The sequence below is a fragment of the Rhodococcus sp. USK10 genome (assembly GCF_019378875.1).
GTDB lineage: Bacteria > Actinomycetota > Actinomycetes > Mycobacteriales > Mycobacteriaceae > Rhodococcus_F > Rhodococcus_F pseudokoreensis.
The window spans coordinates 6570927-6588390 of record NZ_CP076048.1; the positions used below are offsets into that span (position 1 = coordinate 6570927).

The 17464-nt window shown below is 65.6% G+C and carries 14 protein-coding genes; 10 read left to right on the forward strand and 4 right to left on the reverse strand.

Translation table 11 applies throughout. The features are described from left to right. Positions 1-34: 34 nt before the first annotated feature. Together I1A62_RS37215 and I1A62_RS37220 are read right to left on the reverse strand one after the other, a co-directional pair. Positions 35-2374, reverse strand: a complete 2340-nt coding sequence (locus tag I1A62_RS37215) for a glycoside hydrolase family 65 protein (RefSeq protein WP_219457251.1) — start codon at positions 2372-2374, stop codon at positions 35-37. A gap of 2 nt (positions 2375-2376) precedes the next feature. Further along, the gene (locus tag I1A62_RS37220; RefSeq protein ID WP_124391964.1) at positions 2377-3102 is read right to left on the reverse strand and encodes an HAD family phosphatase; all 726 of its coding nucleotides are present in this window, start codon (positions 3100-3102) and stop codon (positions 2377-2379) included. Between the two features lie 145 nt (positions 3103-3247). Between I1A62_RS37220 and I1A62_RS37225 the strand changes: the two genes are divergently transcribed. Together I1A62_RS37225 and I1A62_RS37230 are read left to right on the forward strand one after the other, a co-directional pair. Continuing rightward, positions 3248-3784 (forward strand): ester cyclase, encoded by a 537-nt coding sequence (locus I1A62_RS37225; RefSeq protein WP_257890627.1) that lies wholly within the window; start codon positions 3248-3250, stop codon positions 3782-3784. Between the two features lie 61 nt (positions 3785-3845). After that, entirely contained in the window at positions 3846-4979 is a 1134-nt protein-coding gene (locus I1A62_RS37230; protein ID WP_219457253.1) for a glycosyltransferase, read from the forward strand. Positions 4980-5001: 22 nt separating this feature from the next. On the opposite strand, the gene I1A62_RS37235 is transcribed toward I1A62_RS37230, so the two are convergent. Further along, positions 5002-5748 carry an alpha/beta fold hydrolase gene (locus tag I1A62_RS37235; RefSeq protein ID WP_219457255.1) on the reverse strand — a complete coding sequence of 249 codons (747 nt, stop codon included), beginning with the start codon at positions 5746-5748 and terminating at the stop codon, positions 5002-5004. A gap of 190 nt (positions 5749-5938) precedes the next feature. Here I1A62_RS37235 and I1A62_RS37240 point away from each other — a divergent pair, with 190 nt between their 5' ends. From I1A62_RS37240 to I1A62_RS37275, 8 genes are all read left to right on the forward strand, one after another. Then, on the forward strand, positions 5939-6283 hold the full coding sequence (locus I1A62_RS37240) for a hypothetical protein (protein ID WP_072937505.1): 345 nt from the start codon (positions 5939-5941) through the stop codon (positions 6281-6283). Between the two features lie 565 nt (positions 6284-6848). Next, a complete protein-coding gene (locus tag I1A62_RS37245; protein WP_219457257.1) occupies positions 6849-8363 on the forward strand; it encodes a sugar transferase in 1515 nt (504 codons plus the stop codon). A gap of 22 nt (positions 8364-8385) precedes the next feature. Beyond that, on the forward strand, positions 8386-9471 hold the full coding sequence (locus I1A62_RS37250) for a glycosyltransferase family 4 protein (RefSeq protein WP_257890628.1): 1086 nt from the start codon (positions 8386-8388) through the stop codon (positions 9469-9471). After that, complete coding sequence (locus I1A62_RS37255) at positions 9468-10481, forward strand: glycosyltransferase family 2 protein (protein WP_257890629.1); 1014 nt, start codon at positions 9468-9470, stop codon at positions 10479-10481. Before I1A62_RS37250 ends, I1A62_RS37255 begins: the two co-directional genes overlap by 4 nt. Continuing rightward, positions 10478-11887: an O-antigen ligase gene (locus tag I1A62_RS37260; protein ID WP_219457261.1), complete on the forward strand. Its 1410-nt coding sequence runs from the start codon at positions 10478-10480 to the stop codon at positions 11885-11887. The genes I1A62_RS37255 and I1A62_RS37260 overlap by 4 nt, the downstream gene beginning before the upstream one ends. Then, positions 11884-12978 (forward strand): DUF1972 domain-containing protein, encoded by a 1095-nt coding sequence (locus I1A62_RS37265; RefSeq protein WP_219457263.1) that lies wholly within the window; start codon positions 11884-11886, stop codon positions 12976-12978. The genes I1A62_RS37260 and I1A62_RS37265 overlap by 4 nt, the downstream gene beginning before the upstream one ends. Before the next feature lie 72 nt (positions 12979-13050). After that, positions 13051-14208: a polysaccharide pyruvyl transferase family protein gene (locus I1A62_RS37270; RefSeq protein ID WP_219457264.1), complete on the forward strand. Its 1158-nt coding sequence runs from the start codon at positions 13051-13053 to the stop codon at positions 14206-14208. 1 nt (position 14209) lies between these two features. Further along, a complete protein-coding gene (locus tag I1A62_RS37275; RefSeq protein WP_219457266.1) occupies positions 14210-15475 on the forward strand; it encodes a lipopolysaccharide biosynthesis protein in 1266 nt (421 codons plus the stop codon). A gap of 9 nt (positions 15476-15484) precedes the next feature. Here the strand turns inward: I1A62_RS37275 and I1A62_RS37280 are convergent, their stop codons facing one another. Beyond that, positions 15485-17317, reverse strand: a complete 1833-nt coding sequence (locus I1A62_RS37280) for a DUF4012 domain-containing protein (protein WP_219457268.1) — start codon at positions 17315-17317, stop codon at positions 15485-15487. Positions 17318-17464 lie beyond the last annotated feature (147 nt).

Below are 17464 nucleotides of genomic sequence, written 5' to 3' on the forward strand. Positions count from 1 at the left end.
TCTGTCGAACCGCTCTCCCACGCCAGGTCGGATATCAGCCCCGACGGACGGGCGCCCGGCCATACGGTTGCCGTACGGGGGTGGTATTCGGCGGATCCGGGATCGGTCGTGTCACCGGGAAGGTGTCGAGAGTGAAAGGGTTCCCGTGGTGGGCGAGTTCGACCGGTTCGCCCGACAGCAGCCGGTAGGTTGCGGTCTTCGCCCGGATGTCCACGTGGATCTGGCTGCCCCGCACCGTCATCCGGAACGACAGGTTGACCAGCTGGGGTGGTATCCGGGGTGCGAAGGAGATGTCGCCGTCGTGGTCGCGCATCCCGCCGAATCCTGCGACACACGCCATCCACGTCCCGGCGAGTGACGCGATGTGTAAACCGTTCTCCACGTTGGAGTGGAGGTCGTGGAGATCGGTCAGCGCGGCCTCGGCGAGGTAGTCGTAGGCGAGTTGGAGTTGACCGACCTCGGCTGCCATCACGGACTGCACACACGCCGACAGCGACGAGTCCCGCACCGTCAGAGCCTCGTAATATGCGAAATTGGCGATCTTCTGCTCGTCGGTGAAGGCGTCGCCGCGAAGATACATCGCCAGCACCAGGTCTGCCTGCTTCACCACCTGCTTGCGGTACAGGTCGAAGTACGGGTAGTTGAGCAGCAGCGGATAGTGCTCGGGCGGGGTGCCTTCGAAGTCCCATTCGGCGTGATGGGTGAAGGCATCGGATTGCTGGTGCACACCGAGCGCGTCATCGAACGGGATGCGCATGTGCTCGGCGGCATCGCGCCACAGCGCCGATTCCTCGTCGTCGACGCCGAGTTCGCGCGCCAGCCCGGGGCGTCTCTCGCAGGCGGCCGCCGCGTCGTGCAGATTCTTCTGCGCCATGAGGTTGGTGAACACGTTGTTGTCGGCGACGGCGGTGTACTCGTCCGGCCCGGTGACGCCGTCGATCCGGAACTCGCCCTGCGCATTGTGGTGGCCGAGCGACGTCCACAGCCGGGCGGTTTCCACGAGCAGTTCGACGCCGCATTCGGCCTCGAATTCCTCGTCCCCGGTCGCGGCCAGATACCGGGACGTCGCGGCAGCGACGTCGGCTCCCACGTGGAACGCCGCAGTGCCCGCGGGCCAATAGCCGGAGCACTCTTCGCCGTTGATCGAGCGCCACGGGAACACGGCGCCGGCCTGCCCCAGTTGCACCGCACGGTTCTTCGCCTTGTCCAGCGTGGAATGCCGCCAACGGAGTGCGTCGCGGGCCGAATCCGGCACCGTGTACGTGAGCAGGGGGAGCACGAACGTCTCGGTGTCCCAGAACGCGTGCCCGTCGTAGCCGGGACCGGTCAGGCCCTTCGCAGGGATCGCGCGTGACTCACCGCGAGCACCCGCCTGCAGCACGTGGAACAGTGCGAACCGCACCGCCTGCTGAAGTTCCGCGTCGCCGTCGATCTCGACGTCCGCCGTCGCCCAGAAGATGTCGAGGTACTCCCGCTGCCGTTTCAGCAGGGTCTCCCAGCCGGTTTCGAGCGCCCCGGCGAGCGCACCCTCGACCTGGCCGCGCAGCGCAGGCGTCGACCGCCTCGCCGACCACCCGTAGGCCAGGTACTTAGTCACCTTCAGGCGTTCACCCTGCGGAACGTCGACGGCTACGGTGAGCCGGGCCAGATCCTCTTCCGTCTCGATGCTGCACCGCCCGTTGGCGGGGTACTCGATCTCGTGGTCCATTCCGGCGGCCATCCGCAGTCCGGAGGCTCTCGTGTGGTGGGCGAGCACCGCGCGGAAGTCGTGGGCGGCGGCGAAATCGGGCACCAGCGGACGGTCCAGGGCGGCCGCCACTCTCGGATCGTCCGTGCGGGTGGGGATCTGTTCGTTGGCGAGCAGATCCGACTGCAGGACGAGTTCGATGTCGCCGTCGAGTGGCTCGACCTCGTAGTGGATGGCGGCGACCGCGCGCGAGGTGAAGGAGACGAGCCGTTCCGAATGGATCCGGACCCGGCGTCCGGTCGGTGACGTCCATTCGGTGGTGCGGCGCAGGGTGCCCGAACGGAAGTCGAGGACCCGCTCGTGCGCGGGTGCGCTGCCGTACCGCATGTCCATGGGCTCGTCTTCCACGAGCAGGCGGATGATGCTGCCGTCGGTCACGTTGACGACGGTCTGCCCGTCCTCGGGGTAGCCGTAGCCGGCCTCCGCATACGGCAGGGGCCGTTGCTCGTAGAACCCGTTGAGGTAGGTGCCGGGGAGACCGCGCGGTTCACCCTCCTCGAACGTGCCACGAATCCCGATGTGCCCGTTGGACAGTGCGAAGGTGGATTCGGTGGCGTGCAGTGCCTCCAGATCCAGTCCGCGCCATTTGAGCTGCCACGGCGAGATCTCGTAGCCCTTGTCGTCCATGCTCACCTCTCCAGAAGTTCGGCCAGGTCGTTCACCACCACGTCGGCGCCGTGCTCGCGAAGCGCGTCGGCCTGATCGTTGCGATTCACCCCGACGACGTAACCGAATTCGCCTGCGCGCCCCGATTCCACTCCGGACAGGGCGTCTTCGAACACGGCGGCCTGGTCGGGGTGCACGTTGAGTGCGCGGGCGGCCGCGAGATACGAGTCCGGCGCCGGTTTTCCGCGGAGACCCTGTTCTCGGATCACCACGCCGTCGATGCGGACGTGGACGTAGCGGCTGAGGTCGGCGGCGTCGAGTACGGCCTTCCCGTTCGCGGACGACGTGACCACGGCGATCTTCAGGCCGGCGTCGTAGGCCGCGCTGATGTAGCGGACCGAGCCGGGGTAGGGGCTGGGCCCCTCCTCGTCGATGACCTTCAGCAGCAGCCGGTTCTTGGTGTTCCCGACGCCGTTCACGGTCTCGGCGCCGGGGGGATCGTCCGGCGTTCCCTCCGGCAACGTGATGTTGCGGGAGGTGAGGAAGGTCCGGACCCCGTCGGCGCGGGGGCGTCCGTCGACGTAGTCGTAGTAGTCCTGGTCGGTGAAGGGCTGGAAGTTCGCGCCCTCCCGGTGCTTCAGGAACTCGTCGAATGTGCGTTTCCACGCCTTCCGGTGCAGTACCGCCGTTGCCGTGAGCACACCGTCGAGATCGAACAAGCAGGCCGAGATCGCATCAGGCAGTCCCATCACCTCCCCGACGGTACCGCCGTCGACCGCCGTTGTGCTGAGGCGCGCGCAAATCCCGCACCCGATCGACCGGCACGGGGTCGTTGACTTCGAGTCGGCAACGGTCGAATACTGAGAGTTCCAACCGACTGTTGCGGAGTGCACCGTGAACGTGGAGGAACCGGTCCCGTCGGACCAAGTGAAATCCCTCGCTGTTCGGTCGATCGAGCTCATGGCGAACGGAAGCCGCGCCGATTTCGACGCCGTCGTCCACCCGGACGCATTCAACCGGGAGAGTGCGACCGAACCCCCGCGGACGCGAGGACGCGGACCCGACGCGTTCTACGCCACCGCCGTATGGCTGCGCTCCGCCTTCTCCGAGCTGCGGTTCGACATCGAGGACGTCGTGGTCGAGGGCGACCTCGCCGTCGTCTACACGATCATGAAGGGCAGGCACTCCGGCCCCTTCGTCGTGTACGACGAGCGCGGATCGATCGACCAGGTGTTCGCGCCGACGGGGCGAGTGCTCGCGGTCAACCAGTCGCACTGGTTGCGCGTCGCGGACGGCCGCGTCGTCGAGCACTGGGCAACGCGGGACGACCTCGGTCAGGCAGTCCAACTGGGCTGGGTGCCGCCGACCCCGCTGTCGCTGGTGCGCAACGCCTGGGCCAAGCGGGCAGCGCGGAAGGCCGCGGGCACGTGAGTGCCGATGCGTGTCCGAGCACGCTTTCCCGCTCACGTTCCCACTGGCCTGGAGGCACCGCATGGCACGCATCCTGTTCGTGACCTGGGACGGCGGCGGCAACGTGCCACCCGCTCTCGGCATCGCGACGGAGGCGCGCAACCGCGGTCACCAGGTCCGATTTCTCGGACACGCCCAGCAACGCCGGCGGATCGAAAGTCACGGTTTCCCGTTCACGCCCTACACCCACGCACGACCCTGGCAGTCGACCACCAATCATCCCGGTATCACGGGCTTGTACCAATCGCTTGCTGTCTTCACCGACGCCGGGCCCGGAATCGATCTGCTCGACACCGTCGCGCGCGAGCCGACGGACGTGGTCGTGGTCGATTGCCTGCTGTATGGGGCCCTGCAGGCCGCCGCCGACGCGCACCTGACGCGTGTGACGCTGGTCCACACCTACTACGAATTCATGTATCGAGGCGTGACACGTGGTGTGACGCCCGTGATGGCCCGTCTGAAAGGTCAGCGGCCATTGAGGCTGTGGACGTCGTCGGACCTGGCGCTGGTGACGACCGACAAGGACCTCGATCCGGCCTCCCGCCGAAGCCTGCCGGACTCCGTCCACTACACCGGGGTGGTGCGACATCCGATGCCGTCCACGTTGACGCCCGTGTCCGAACGCGATCCGCTGATCCTGGTCAGCCTCAGCAGCCTCAACTTCGACGGGCAGCAGCGGGCCCTGCGGAACATCCTCGAGGCTGTCGGTGGACTGCCCGCCCATACCGTGGTCACGACCGGACCGTCCGTCGACCCGGCAATCTTCACGGCGGGACCGAACATCGAAGTACACGGCTACGTTCCACACGAACAGATCCTGCCGACCGCCACCCTTGTCATCGGACACGGCGGCCACGACACCACCATGCGCGCCCTCGCGCACGACCTTCCCCTGGTCGTTCTGCCGATCCACCCGGCGCTCGATCAGAAGATGATCGGCCGCAGTCTGGAGCAGCGCGGCGTCGCCCGTTGCCTCCGCAAGACGGCGGCGCCCGAGCGCATCCGGTCGGCGGTCGGCGAGCTGCTCGTGGCCGGACCACACAGGACGACCGCAGCGACTCTGGGAGCGCGGATCCGCGCCCACGACGGTGCCGTTCATGCCGCGGATCTCATCGATCACCTGCCGATCGGAGAACGACGGCGGGGAGTGCGATGACTGGCGGGCTTCGAGCGGGGGATCAGTCCGAAATGCTGCCGACGCGATCGGCGAGCAGCTCACAGTAGGTGCGGTCGGTGCCCGGCGCGATGCGCACCCAGTAACTGGTGTGGTCGCCCCGGTTCAGGTACCCGTTGACGTCGTCGATGGCCTCGGAGTATTGCTGCCACACCGTCCACGGTCGCCACCAGTTCAGGATCACCGCCTGCCACCTTCTGGTGCGGAGCCGGTCGAGGAGGTCCGCCACCCACGCCCTCGGATCGGCGAGCGAGAAGGCCGCCGACTGGTCCGCGAACGTCCGCAGCGGCGAGTTGCCCGGACAGCAGCAGATGGCGTCCAGAGGGTCGGCGATCTGCCACACGGGCATCCCCGTGATCGGGCGTTGCCCCGCAATGCCCCAGCCCGGCAGGTCCGGAGATGCAGGTCGCAGCGGATCGGCGATCAGTCCGACCCCACGCACGTCCAGGGTGGGGTGCTGCCCACGTCCCACCTCGGCCGCTACGTTGCCGGCGAGCGCAGCGCCTCCCGAGTAGCCGAGCAGAACAACGGGATTCGGGTCGTCGGCGATCATCCGCAACAGGAGTGTCCGTCCTTCGGACAGCGCCTTGTCGAACGCTGATCCACCCGGATCGGGCACCGGTCCGTAACTTGCCTCCCACGGGACCTGCTTGACGACGAACCGTGTGGGATCCAGGAGTGACGTGGTGTTGGTGAGCATGTTGACGTCGAGATCCTCACCGATGCCGCGGCAGCACAAAACGGTGATCATCCAACCTCCCAGGTGAGTGTCGCTGCGCGTCCGAGCACACCTTCCCACTCACCTGCGGGGGTGTCCTCCGATCAGGGGAATCGGGATTCATCCGATGCGCGACCTGATCGGAGGACAGACGGAGATGGCTGGGCGCGGGAGAGTTGTCCCGTACCGGGATCAGCCGTTCACATGGACAGGAATCTTCGTCATGTCACCCATCTCCAGCATCGATGTCGCCCGAGCCCGTCGGTCTCGCCGCGTGCTGTTCATCGGCAATCCCACCCGCTACAACGACGTGTCACAGTGGGCGATGGTCCGGCAATGGGTTGCACTCCACGGTCTGGAACCGATCCGTGAATTCGAGGGGGACGTGCTCTGCGTCATCGTCACCGAGGACATCCTGGACGGACGCTGCTCCGCGAAGGAATCGGATACCGTCCAGCGCGCCCGCGCACTCGGAGTGCCGTGCATCAGCGTCCACGACACCACCCGGATCTGGCAGGTCACCGCCCGCGTGCGGTCGCGGATCGCCCGGACGCCGGTGGCTCGATAACGGCGCCTGATCCTCGGAACTGTCACGTGAATACGTCACCGGCTCGGAATGTTGCACCCATTCGCGGCGCCGGGATCGAATATGTCTGAAGGCAGCCGACTTCGAGTACGCATTGGGGGCCTTTGTCCGCACCACGGCTGCGTCCAGGAGTCCCGGCGCAGACTCGATCGGTCGAAAATCGTTCCGCCTCAGCACTTGTGGTCAGTTTGTCGAAATCGCCTGTGTCCAAACCAATTATGCGAGTGGATAACCGCTGCTCAGTGGGGGTTTATTGCAGACCGCACGGTCTGATGCCGGCTGTGAAGATGCGACAGAACCGAATTGCGCTGCTAGGTTCGACACTCGTTGTGAATGTTCGATGTCGTCCAGCCACATGGCGGTGCTCGGGGCAAGTTGGATCGTTACTCGTAGGACATTAGTCGCCTTCGTGTAAAGGCCGCACGGCACGCAAGGCGTTGCGCCATGGGTGGCGGCGGCACTGTTGTACGTCCTGAAATCCGCTGTCGCGATACGGCCGACTCGACCATCACTCTGCCGGCGATCGGTTCGACAGTGGAGGGGATGCATGGCGACGTTCAACTCGACTGTGGAGCGGGCGTCGGTTGTACACGGCGTTGCGGCAGTTCCTGCGCAGCGCGGTGTCGCACGGCGACGCTGGCTCGCCGTGTACCTGAGGCGAATCCTCCTCACCGACACGCTCGTCGTCGTGGCAGCGGTCGCTCTGGCCCAATGGGTGCGCTTCGGCGGCTACGGGACCCTCGTCGACTCGCGCACGCTGAGCAATGTGAGTTACGGGCTGATCTCCATCGCCCTCGTGACCTCGTGGCTCGGCATGCTCGCCGTCTTCCACGTGCGATCCCCGCGAGTGGTCGGGAGCGGCCCAGAGGAGTATCGGCGCATCGCCACCGCGACACTACGACTGTTCGGGCTCATCGCGATCGCGGCACTCCTTCTGCACGTGGAGTTGGCACGGTTGTACCTGGCGATCGCATTCCCCACGGGCCTGCTCGGTCTCCTGCTGACCCGGTGGATGTGGCGCCGCGTCCTCGCCCGCAAGCGTGCCCGCGGTTTGTGCCAGACGTCCGTCCTGGTCGTCGGAGCCGAACACTCCGTGCGCAACCTCGCTCGGACGTTCGACCGTGGCACAGCGGACGGGTACAACGTGGTCGGGGTCTGCATCCCAGCGCACCACCGCGCGACCGAGGACACGATCACCGTGGACGGACGGCGGATACCCATTCTCGGCGACGAGCACGACGTCGTCGACGCGATCGAGCGATCCGGCGCCGACACCGTCGCGGTCACGGCGACCGAGCATCTCGGCCATCACGGGCTTCGCGAAATGGTGTGGGATCTCGAGCAGTTGAACGTCGACATGGTGGTCGCTCCCGGAATGATGGATGTTTCCGGGCCACGCCTCGAGATGCGGCCCGTCGCGGGGCTGCCCCTGATCCACGTGGAGAAGCCGCGCTATCACGGCGCCAAGCGATTCGGGAAGACGTCGTTCGATCTGATCTTTGCGATCGTCGCGCTCATGCTGGTCAGTCCCCTGATGCTGTTCGCGGCCGCCGCCGTCAAGCTGACGAGCCGGGGTCCCGTGTTCTACAAGTCGGAGCGAATGGGATTGGACGGCACACCGTTCCCGATGCTGAAGTTTCGGTCGATGGTGGACGAGGCAGACCGGCACAGTGCCACCTTGAGCGGCCCCAACGAGGGCGCTGGCGTGCTGTTCAAACTGCGAGACGACCCGCGTGTCACCCGGGTGGGCCGCGTCATGCGCAAGTTCAGCATCGACGAATTGCCACAGTTCATCAACGTGCTGCGAAGAGAGATGAGTGTGGTGGGTCCGAGGCCTCCGCTGCGCGTCGAGGTCGAGTCGTACGAGAACGAGGTGCATCGTCGGCTCCTGGTGCGGCCGGGTGTCACCGGCCTGTGGCAGGTCAGCGGGCGCTCGGACCTCTCGTGGGAGGACTCGGTGCGCCTCGACCTGTCCTACGTCGAGAACTGGTCGATGGTCGGCGACATGCTGATCATCGCCAAGACCCTGAAGGCAGTGGTGGGGGGTGACGGTGCGTACTGAAGGCAGGAGTCCGGACTGCACCGTGAGACGCCGGAAGAAGCTTGTCGCCGTGCATCCGTCCGACGAGATGTACGGGGCCGACAAGGTGTTCCTGGAGACGCTGACCGAAATCCCGAGCGATTGGGACGTGGAGGTGTGGCTCCCGACCGACGTCGACTATCCCGGCAACGAGCTGTCCACTGCGCTGGTCGAGTTGGGACATACTGTGCGCAGGATCCCACTTCCTGTCATCCGACGCTCGTATCTTCGGGTCGGCGCGCTCCCCGGTCTGGCCGGACGATTCCTCCGGACGGCGGGCGCCCTGGTGCGTGCGCGGCCCTCGAAGATGTACGTCAACACGTCGGCACTGGTCTTGATGCTGCCGTTGGCGCGACTGACCGGGGCAGCGACGGTGCTCCATCTCCACGAGTTCCTGGATCGCAAGACAGCGCTGTTCGTGAACCCGTTCCTGTGGTTTGCACAACGGATCGTGTGCGTGAGCAACGCCGTCCGACGTCCGCTGACCGAGAGGCTCGAGCGCCGATCGGTGGTGGTCTACAACGGATTCGAGCTTCCGGAACCGACACCGCTCGTCGCCGACGAGCGACTGGTGTGCGTGGTGGCCAGCAGGTGGAACACGTGGAAGGGCCACGATGTACTCCTCGACGCGTGGGACGGTCTCGACCGCACGGACATCGAGCTCATCGTCCTGGGGGCACCGCCCCTGAACGGCGAGTCCGTCGACGTGGTCGATCGCGTGGAAAGACTCGGACGGCCCGACAGCGTGTCGATCGTCGGGCAGACCGGTAACGTCCGCAAGTACCTCGATGCGGCCCATCTGGTGCTGGTGCCGAGCATCAAACCGGACCCGTTGCCGACCATCGCCATCGAGGCCATGGCGGCCGGACGCGCTGTGATGGCTAGCGACAGTGGCGGACTGCCGGAGATCATCGGCGACGACGTGGGACGCCTCGTACCCACGGGTGACGTGGCGGCGTGGCGGCACGCTCTCGAGGAGTTCTCCATCGAGGACGCAACCGAACGCGCGAACCAGGCGCGGCGGAGGTTCGATGCGCAATTCGGTGTGCGTCGCTTCCGTGACGAGATCGGCAAGGAGATTTGGACATGAGCGCACCAGAAGAGGCGCGCGGGGACGAGTGCAAGATCTCGGTCGTGATCGTGACGTACAACAGCGCGGCGGTCATCGAGCAGTGCATGTCGGTCCTGGCATCAGACGCCGATCTGGACATCATTGTCGTCGACAACAATTCGATCGACGATACGATCGCCCGAGTGTCCGAGGTGTCACCGAGCGCACGGGTGATCCGGAGCGACGAGAACCTCGGTTTCGCCGGCGGTGTCAACCGGGGAGTGTCGGAGGCGCGCGGCGAACACGTGCTGTTGCTGAACCCCGACGCCGTGGTCGACGCGGAGAGCATCGTCGCGTTGAGTCGAATCCTGGATTCGGACAGCAGTATCGGCGTCGTCGCCCCATTGCTCGACAAGCCGGGGGAACGCCTTGCGATCCGCGAGTGCGGCAGGCAGCCGAACCTGTGGCGCGTCCTCTGCCACTATTCCGGCCTTTCACGCCTGGCCGGACACTCGTCCCTCGTCGAAGGGTTGTATCTCCTCAAACGGCACTCGTCGGAAGAGACGAGGGACGTGGACTGGGTGTCCGGCGCGTGCATGCTGGTCCGACGTGACACCTGGACGCGAACGGGCGGATTGAGCCGCCGGTGGTTCATGTACGCGGAAGACATCGAGTTCTGTCTGCGGGTCAAAGAATCGGGCGAGCGGGTTGTCACGGCGCCCTCCGTGACGGGGATTCACCTGATCGGCGAGAGTTCGACGGCGCCGATGGCGTCACGGGTGCCCAATTCGGCCTGGGTGATCAACATGTACGACCTGTACAAGTGGCGCCTGTCCCGGACGCGGTTGCAGAACCTCGGCTGGAAATGGGCAGTCGCAGGTGGTCTCTTCGCGCGTTCCGCCGCCTACAGATTGCGAGCACGGCCGGACTCCGATCAGGCGAACGACTGGGATGCCGAATCGGTGAAGTTTCGTGTGTTCGCTCAGGACCTTCTCGCGGTCTCGTCCGCTCGGATCACCCCAGAGACCGAGAACAAGGCTTCACTGTGACGAGTGGGCCGGACCAGAAGGTGCTGGCGCAGGACCGGGTCAGAACACCGCACAGCCGCAACGACCGGGTGACACTTCTGCTGGTGTTCGCGGTCGTCGCCGGATCGTTTCTCGGTCGCTACTCGTTCGATCTCGCGAGTTTCACCGTCCGCTGGGAACAGGTGGCGCCCGTGGTGTTCGTCGGCTGGTTGCTCGTTCAGCCGGGCTCCAGACTCGACCTCCTCCGGACGCTGCGACATCCTGTTGTGCTGACGTTCCTCGCGTTCATCGCTTGGAACGCGGTGGCGACAGTGCTGTTTTCGCCCAGTCTGGGCAAGAGCGTGGCGATCCTGGGCTGGCTTGCCATCGATCTGCTGTTGCTGGCAGGTTTGATGTCGCTCGGCGCCCGCGCGGTGTGGGCCGAGAACATCGGGATCCGCTTCGTCGTTCCCTGGGCTCTGGCGGGTTTCGCGATGTATCTCGTCGCCAACCGCACAGCCGGTGACCTTTCCTGGGGAACCAACCTCGATTCACTTTACGACGTCTACGTCACCCGGTTGTCTGCCACGGAAGCGAACATCTACGCGTCGATCCTCGTCTTCTGGACGCTGTTGCTGGTCGCCCGGAAGGGCAGCGACCAGCGATGGATGATCGCGGTGGCGGTGGCCGTCCCGCTGGGCCTGATTGCATCCCAAACCCGCACGGCGGTCTTCTGCATGGTGATGGGGCTGGCCGTCTACGTCGGATACGAACTTGTTCGCCGCCGCCGGAACCCGACTCCACTGAGGGCATTCACCTTCGGGCCGGCTGTTGTAGTCGTGGGTGTTCTGGTTGCCTACGGTGCCGCGACCGCGCTCCCGGATGTCGGTGTGCAGCAGTCGGCGCCGCAAAGCCGCCACGAGACCACGCCCGAGGTGCAAAGCGACACGGCGCGCCCCGCTCAGGACAAGCTGGGCGATATCGACTTCACCGGTGGAACGGTCGGATTTCGCATGGCCGTCGCGAGAGAGGCCGCGGAGGACCTCCGGGGAATTCACCTTTGGCTGGGCAACGGCACCAACACCTTCGGCCTTCGCCACGAACAGCCGGGATCACCCGGCGTCTCCGGGCACATCATCATGCTGCCTGTCCAAATCTTGTACGACGCAGGAATCGTCGGCCTGGTGCTACTGGGTGCATTCGGGGTGGTGGTGTGGCGTCACGTGCCGTGGCGCCGTCGGCCGATCGCGGCCGCCGTCGCTGCCACGTTCGTCGCGGCGGCGACTCTCACGAGCATGTTCTGGTTCAGCGTCGTCTGGATCGTGGTGGCGTCACTGCTTCGTCCACTGTCTCGGGACGAGTGCGAAACAGGAAGTGGAGCCGAGCAGAACGAGGTCGAGGAACACCCGTCCGCGCTCGAGACGACAGGAATCGAGGAAAGAGCATGACAAATTCGGTCGCAATCATCGGAACCCGGGGTTATCCCAGCTACTACGGAGGGTTCGAAACCCTGGTACGGAGATTGGCGCCGCACCTGGCCGACGAAGGCTGGGACGTCTCCGTCTACGGACGAGCGGGGAGCACCGAGCCGGACGATCCGTTCAGGGACTACCGAGTCGAGTGCGTCACGACGAAGGGCGTCGAGTCCAAGTCGCTGAGCACTCTGTCCTACGGTCTGACGTCGTGCCTCGACGCATCCCGGCGGCGTCCCGACGTCGCCTTGGTGATGAACGTGGCGAACGGGTACTGGCTGCCGATTCTGAAGGCACGTGGGATTCCGACGGTGGTGAACGTCGACGGAATCGAGTGGGAGCGCGAGAAGTGGGGAAAGGCAGCAAAAGCCGCCTTCCAGACCGGTGCGCGGCTCACTGCCCGGTTCGGTGATCAACTCGTGTACGACTCCCACGAAATCGAGCGGCGCTGGCATGACGGGTTCGGCCGGACGGGCGAATTCATCCCCTACGGCGGTACGTTGCCCGAGGACCTGGATCCGGTCGAGGGATTCCCGCACCGCTCCTACGCGTTGATGGTGGCTCGCTTCGTGCCGGAGAACACGGTGGGTGAGTTCTTCGACGCGGCGCGAGAGTTGAGCGAACGCTGGGATGTCGTGATCGTCGGGTCCTCCGGCTACGGCGGCGACTTCGACCTCAGGGCCGAGAGTTTGGCCGCCACCAACGAGCGAATCCATTGGCTGGGTCATGTCAGCGACGACGACAAGCTCTTCGCGCTGTGGCAACACGCCGGCGCGTATTTTCACGGGCACAGCGTCGGCGGCACCAATCCGGCCCTGGTTCAGGCGATGGCATGCGGATCGCCGATCGTCGCGCGGGACACGGTGTACAACCGTGAAGTACTGCAGGATTCCGCGACCTTCGTCGCCCCGGACTCCCGCGCGATCGCCTACGAGATGGATCGAGTGCTCTCGGACCACGCCCTGATGGACGAGTTGAGTGTCGCCGCCGAACGTCGTCAGCGAACCCACTACACGTGGGATCAGGTATGCCAGAGCTATTCCAAGGTGTTGTACGGTGCTCTGTGACGCGAACGCCCGCGTGGACGAGTGACGCCCAGGCAGACCTCGCCACGGGTCCGAGAAGGTGCGGGGAGATCAGTGACACCACCGAACGTGGTCAGCGTCGGCGCATTCGACCGATTCAATTACGGTGACCTCCTGTTCCCGTTGGTGCTGGAGAGTCGCTGGGCGGCGTTGAGCGACAGCACGCTGTCGCACTATGCGCTCTGGGGCGCACGTGGGCAGGGGTGGGGTACGGCTCGTTCCGGAAGTGCGAGGGATCTGCGAAGGTCCTTCGCGGACCAACTCCCGACAGGGTGTGTCGTCGCGGGTGGGGAGGTCCTGAGCGCGACGTGGTACGACCTGACCCGGCACTCGATCCCCAGCGGATTCGACCTCGCGGTGGCCGCTCTCCATCGATCCGTTCCGCGTCGGCGACTGTCGAGGATCTGCCGCACCCTCGCGGGAGGGATGTGGGACCTGCCCCTGGTGCCGGACGTGACGACGAGCCGGCAGGTGCCCGTGGTGTACAACGCGGTCGGTGCCACGAGCGTCGACACGATGTCCGACGATGATCGTGTCCGGGTTCTCGATTCGCTCCGCGCCGGCAAATACCTCAGCGTGCGGGACAACGCCAGCGTCGAGATTCTGCGCTCGCACGGAGTCGACGCAGATCTCGTTCCCGACTCGGCTGCCGTCATCGACAGGCTCTTCCCCGCGACGCCGAAGCGACCGCGGACGCTGGTCTTCCAGTGCTCGCGACATTGGCTGCGGGGGCACGAGGACGAGGTCGTGTCGCAGCTCCGTGCGCTGTCGGAGCGCTACGAGATCACGCTGCTGGCGATCGGCCTGGCGGGGGGACATTCGGATCTGACCGCCCTGCGGCGGCTGTTCCGGCAGTTGTCGAAGACGACGAACCGGGTGCGGCTGGTCACACCGGGCAACGTTCGGGAGGTGGCAGCGGAGATCGCCTCGGCGGACTGCTATGTGGGCACGAGCCTTCACGGAAGCATCACGGCGATGGCCTACGGAACAGCCGTCGTCGGTCTCGACCGCATTCCCAAGTTGTCCGAGTACCTCGCGACGTGGGCTCCCGATTCGGCACTGCGCGACGTGCCCGCGTCATCGATCGTGGCGAGTGTCGACACGACGGAGCTGTACGATTCCCGCGAGTTGGCCGAGGTGGGCGCACGTCTCAGTCGGGTCAGTGCAGCGGCGACCGACAGGATGCTCGGCACGCTCCTCGAGGTCGGTTGACGTGAAGTTGCTCGCCGACAGACGCCTTGCCGTTCTCGTGGCCGGCCAGTACTCGCCGCTACTCGTCCAGTTGGTCACCGGGCCGATACTGGCGCGTGCCCTCGGCCCTGCCGACCGCGGCTACCTCGGTGTGGCCCTGATTCTGGTTGCGGTCATCCCGGTATTCGCGTCGATCGGAACACCGGCCGCTGCGAGAAGGCTTGTCGCGGAAGGATCCGACGTGGCGACCGCGAGGTTCGCGGCCGCGCGATTCAACCCGGTGATCTTGGTCGTGACATTGCTCATGAGCGTGGTTGCTGTCTACGTCTGGTTCAGCGGGCTCTCTCCCACCGAATTACTTGCGATCTTCGTTCTGCTTGCGCTGTCGTATTTCGGCGCAGTGCGAATGACGATCCTCTCCCTGGCCGTGAGCGAGGGCAGTACGAACATCATCGCCCGATATCAGATCGTCGGCGCGTGCCTGTCCGGAATCGGCATCTGCAGCCTTGCAGCTGTCGACCGGATCGACATCGTCACCGTCTGCGCCGTGTACATCGTGAGTCAGCTCGCCCAGCTCGCAGCCATATTCCGGTATGGGAGAGGCCATCATCGCCGAGACCGGGGAATCGATTGGGCCTACGCGCTGAAGTCCCTTCCGGGGCAGATCTCGGATGTCCTGCTCATCCGTGTGGACCAGCTGCTGTGCTCACTGTTCCTCGGCGCGCACGCCACCGGCGTGTACGTGGTGGCGTTCAGCTACGCGTTCGTGGCGTTTCCATTGGTGCATTCCGTCGGCCTGCGAATCAGTGGGGGAAAGCGGCGCGACGAACTGCTGAAGAACTCTGTTCGGGTTCCCCTGACGGTCTTGGCGGGGGCGCTGTGCTTCGGCGTGGTCTGGAGCGGGGCCGCCGTCTGGGTGGTGCCCCTGCTGTTCGGCGGAGACTATGCCGAATCGGTTCCTCTGGCGGCGATACTCACCTTCGGGGTCGTTCTCTTCTCCTCGGCGACGGTCAACGTCCAGGCTGCGGTGTCACTGGGGCGTGCGCATCTGATCAGCGTCATCGGCCTCGTCGCAGTGTGTCTGGAGGTCGTTGCCGTCGTCTTCCTGGGAAGCTCCAGGACGGCGACGACGATGGCCGTCGTCGCCGTCCTGGCCTCCGCCGTCTACTACACCCTGTCTCTGCTGGTACGGCAGCGCAGCTTCCCCGGTGCCGGCAACAGAGCGTCGTTCGAACAGGGCGAAGGAGAACCCGTCGCGCCGGCGCCTCAGAGCGCCGAACGGGGATGACACCGCACGTCAATTCCCGCAGTTCGGCACGTCTGTGGTCACCCTCGGGTCGTCGACGAGCGGTTGGACCGGAACACGTGCCTCACCCGGAGCCGTGGGCTCGTTCAGTTCGTATCGCAGTTCGACCGTTGCGCCCTTCGGGATGGTGACGGGAACCGTGAAGACGGGGTGGCCCAGTTCGTTTCCCTGAATGGCGAACGACTGCTTGCCGTCGATGCTTGCCTTCGTCAGGGTCGCGCCGTTGGTCGACAGCAGCGAGACCATGGCGAGGTTGGTGCCGTACGGCAGGGGCTTGTCCTTGAACGTACCCGCGACGATGCGCGGAAAATTGGAATCCGGGGTGTTGTTGGTCAGTCGCACGGTGACTGCCGACAAGCGGGTGTCGCCCGTGCAGTCGGCGGCGGTGTAGTCGATCTCGCGGTCGAGGTAGTAGTCCAGCTTGTTTCCGCCGTTGTTGTTGACCACGACGCCGGCGTACGGGGCGGGATCTTCGGGCACCGTGTATCCCAGTGTGGTACCGGCGAGAATTGCCTGCTCTTCGGGATGCGAACTCCACACCGCGATGCGGCGCTCCCCGGCGGCTCGACCGACCGCGTCGAGCAGTCGCTGAGGTGATTCGATCTTGCCGGTCATCTTCTCGACGACCTTGCCGGCGATGGTCTGCAGGTATTCCTTGCGTTCGGCGTTGTCCTCGGTGTAGTTGGCCTCGTTGGTGATGAACCGCGTGTAGGCGGTCGATTCGGTGAGTTCGACGACGTTGCTTGCGTCGACGACCTCGCCGTCGGGCAGGGTGACCGGGCCGACGGCGGACAGTACGTAGCTCAGGGCTACCGGGTCGGTCGCGATCGCTCCGTCGACTCGTTCGCCCGACTCCTGCGCCCACATGGACTGCCAGATCTGGCCCGCGTACGGAAAGTGGGAACTCAGGTTGCTGTTGCGGATGTCGACCGAGGGGTTGTAGCTGCCGTACATGCTCTTGTAGTCGGGACCGAGGTCGAGCGGACGCTTGTCGTAGGTCACTTCGGTGTTCTTGCCGAGCTTCTCGATGCCCAGTTTTCCGTGGCTGGCCCGGATGACGCTGTAGCCGCCGACGAGTCCGCCGGTGCCGCGTGCCTCCGCATTGGTCTGAAAGGCGAGGAAGTAGCTGCGAGGTCCGTCGAGGCCGAGCATCGCCGGAAGTACCTTGGCGCCGATCGTCGTGTTCTCCAGGAGTTTCGCCACGTCGTCGGTCTGATTCTGCAGTTCGGTTCGCGCATCGTCCACCAGGCCGACGTATCCGGCGCCGCGAATGCCCTGCGCCTGGGTAGCCAGATTCCGTGCTGCGATCGACGTTTCCTGCAACGCCGGGGCGGCGTCGCGCAGCGGTTGGAGTTGCACGCTGCCGCCGTCGCCGATCAGATCCCGGGGCGAGAGCGCGACACCGACGTCGACCGCCGGCGTGAGGACGTCACGAGTGAGCCCGACCACGACATCGGACATCTGCTGCGCCGACTCGAACGGTGCTCCGAGCCCGGGAATGGCTGCGAGGGAACTCCAGGGGGCCGAGTGCAGGTTGTCCTGGGCGTCTTCGGCCCGTTCCCGGGCTTCGGCCGCCGCCCGTTGGGCACCCTCGGTGTTGCCGTCGAGCAATGAATTCTTGGCGAGCTGCGCGTTGTCCCTCGCGCCGGTGAGGTTGTGCTGGACCTGCCAGGCCGAGAACCCGAACCATGCGACGACAGCGACGGCGGCAACACCGACACCGATCAGTACTCGCCGTCGAACGCTCGACCGGCGCGGTTCCGTCGGTGCCTCAGCGGGTGTCGAACCGTCGCTGTGGGAGTTGTTGGGCGACTTCGCGTCCATTCGGGTCTGCTCCTAGCTATCGAGGATGAGGTTTCTGGTCGCGTAGCTGAACTCTCGGTCGCGGGAGGGCGGCCCGGGACGGCTGCTGATCGTGTCATAACGACAGTTTCCGCTGCCGCCGTCTCGTTTCCGGCGAAGATCGTGAAC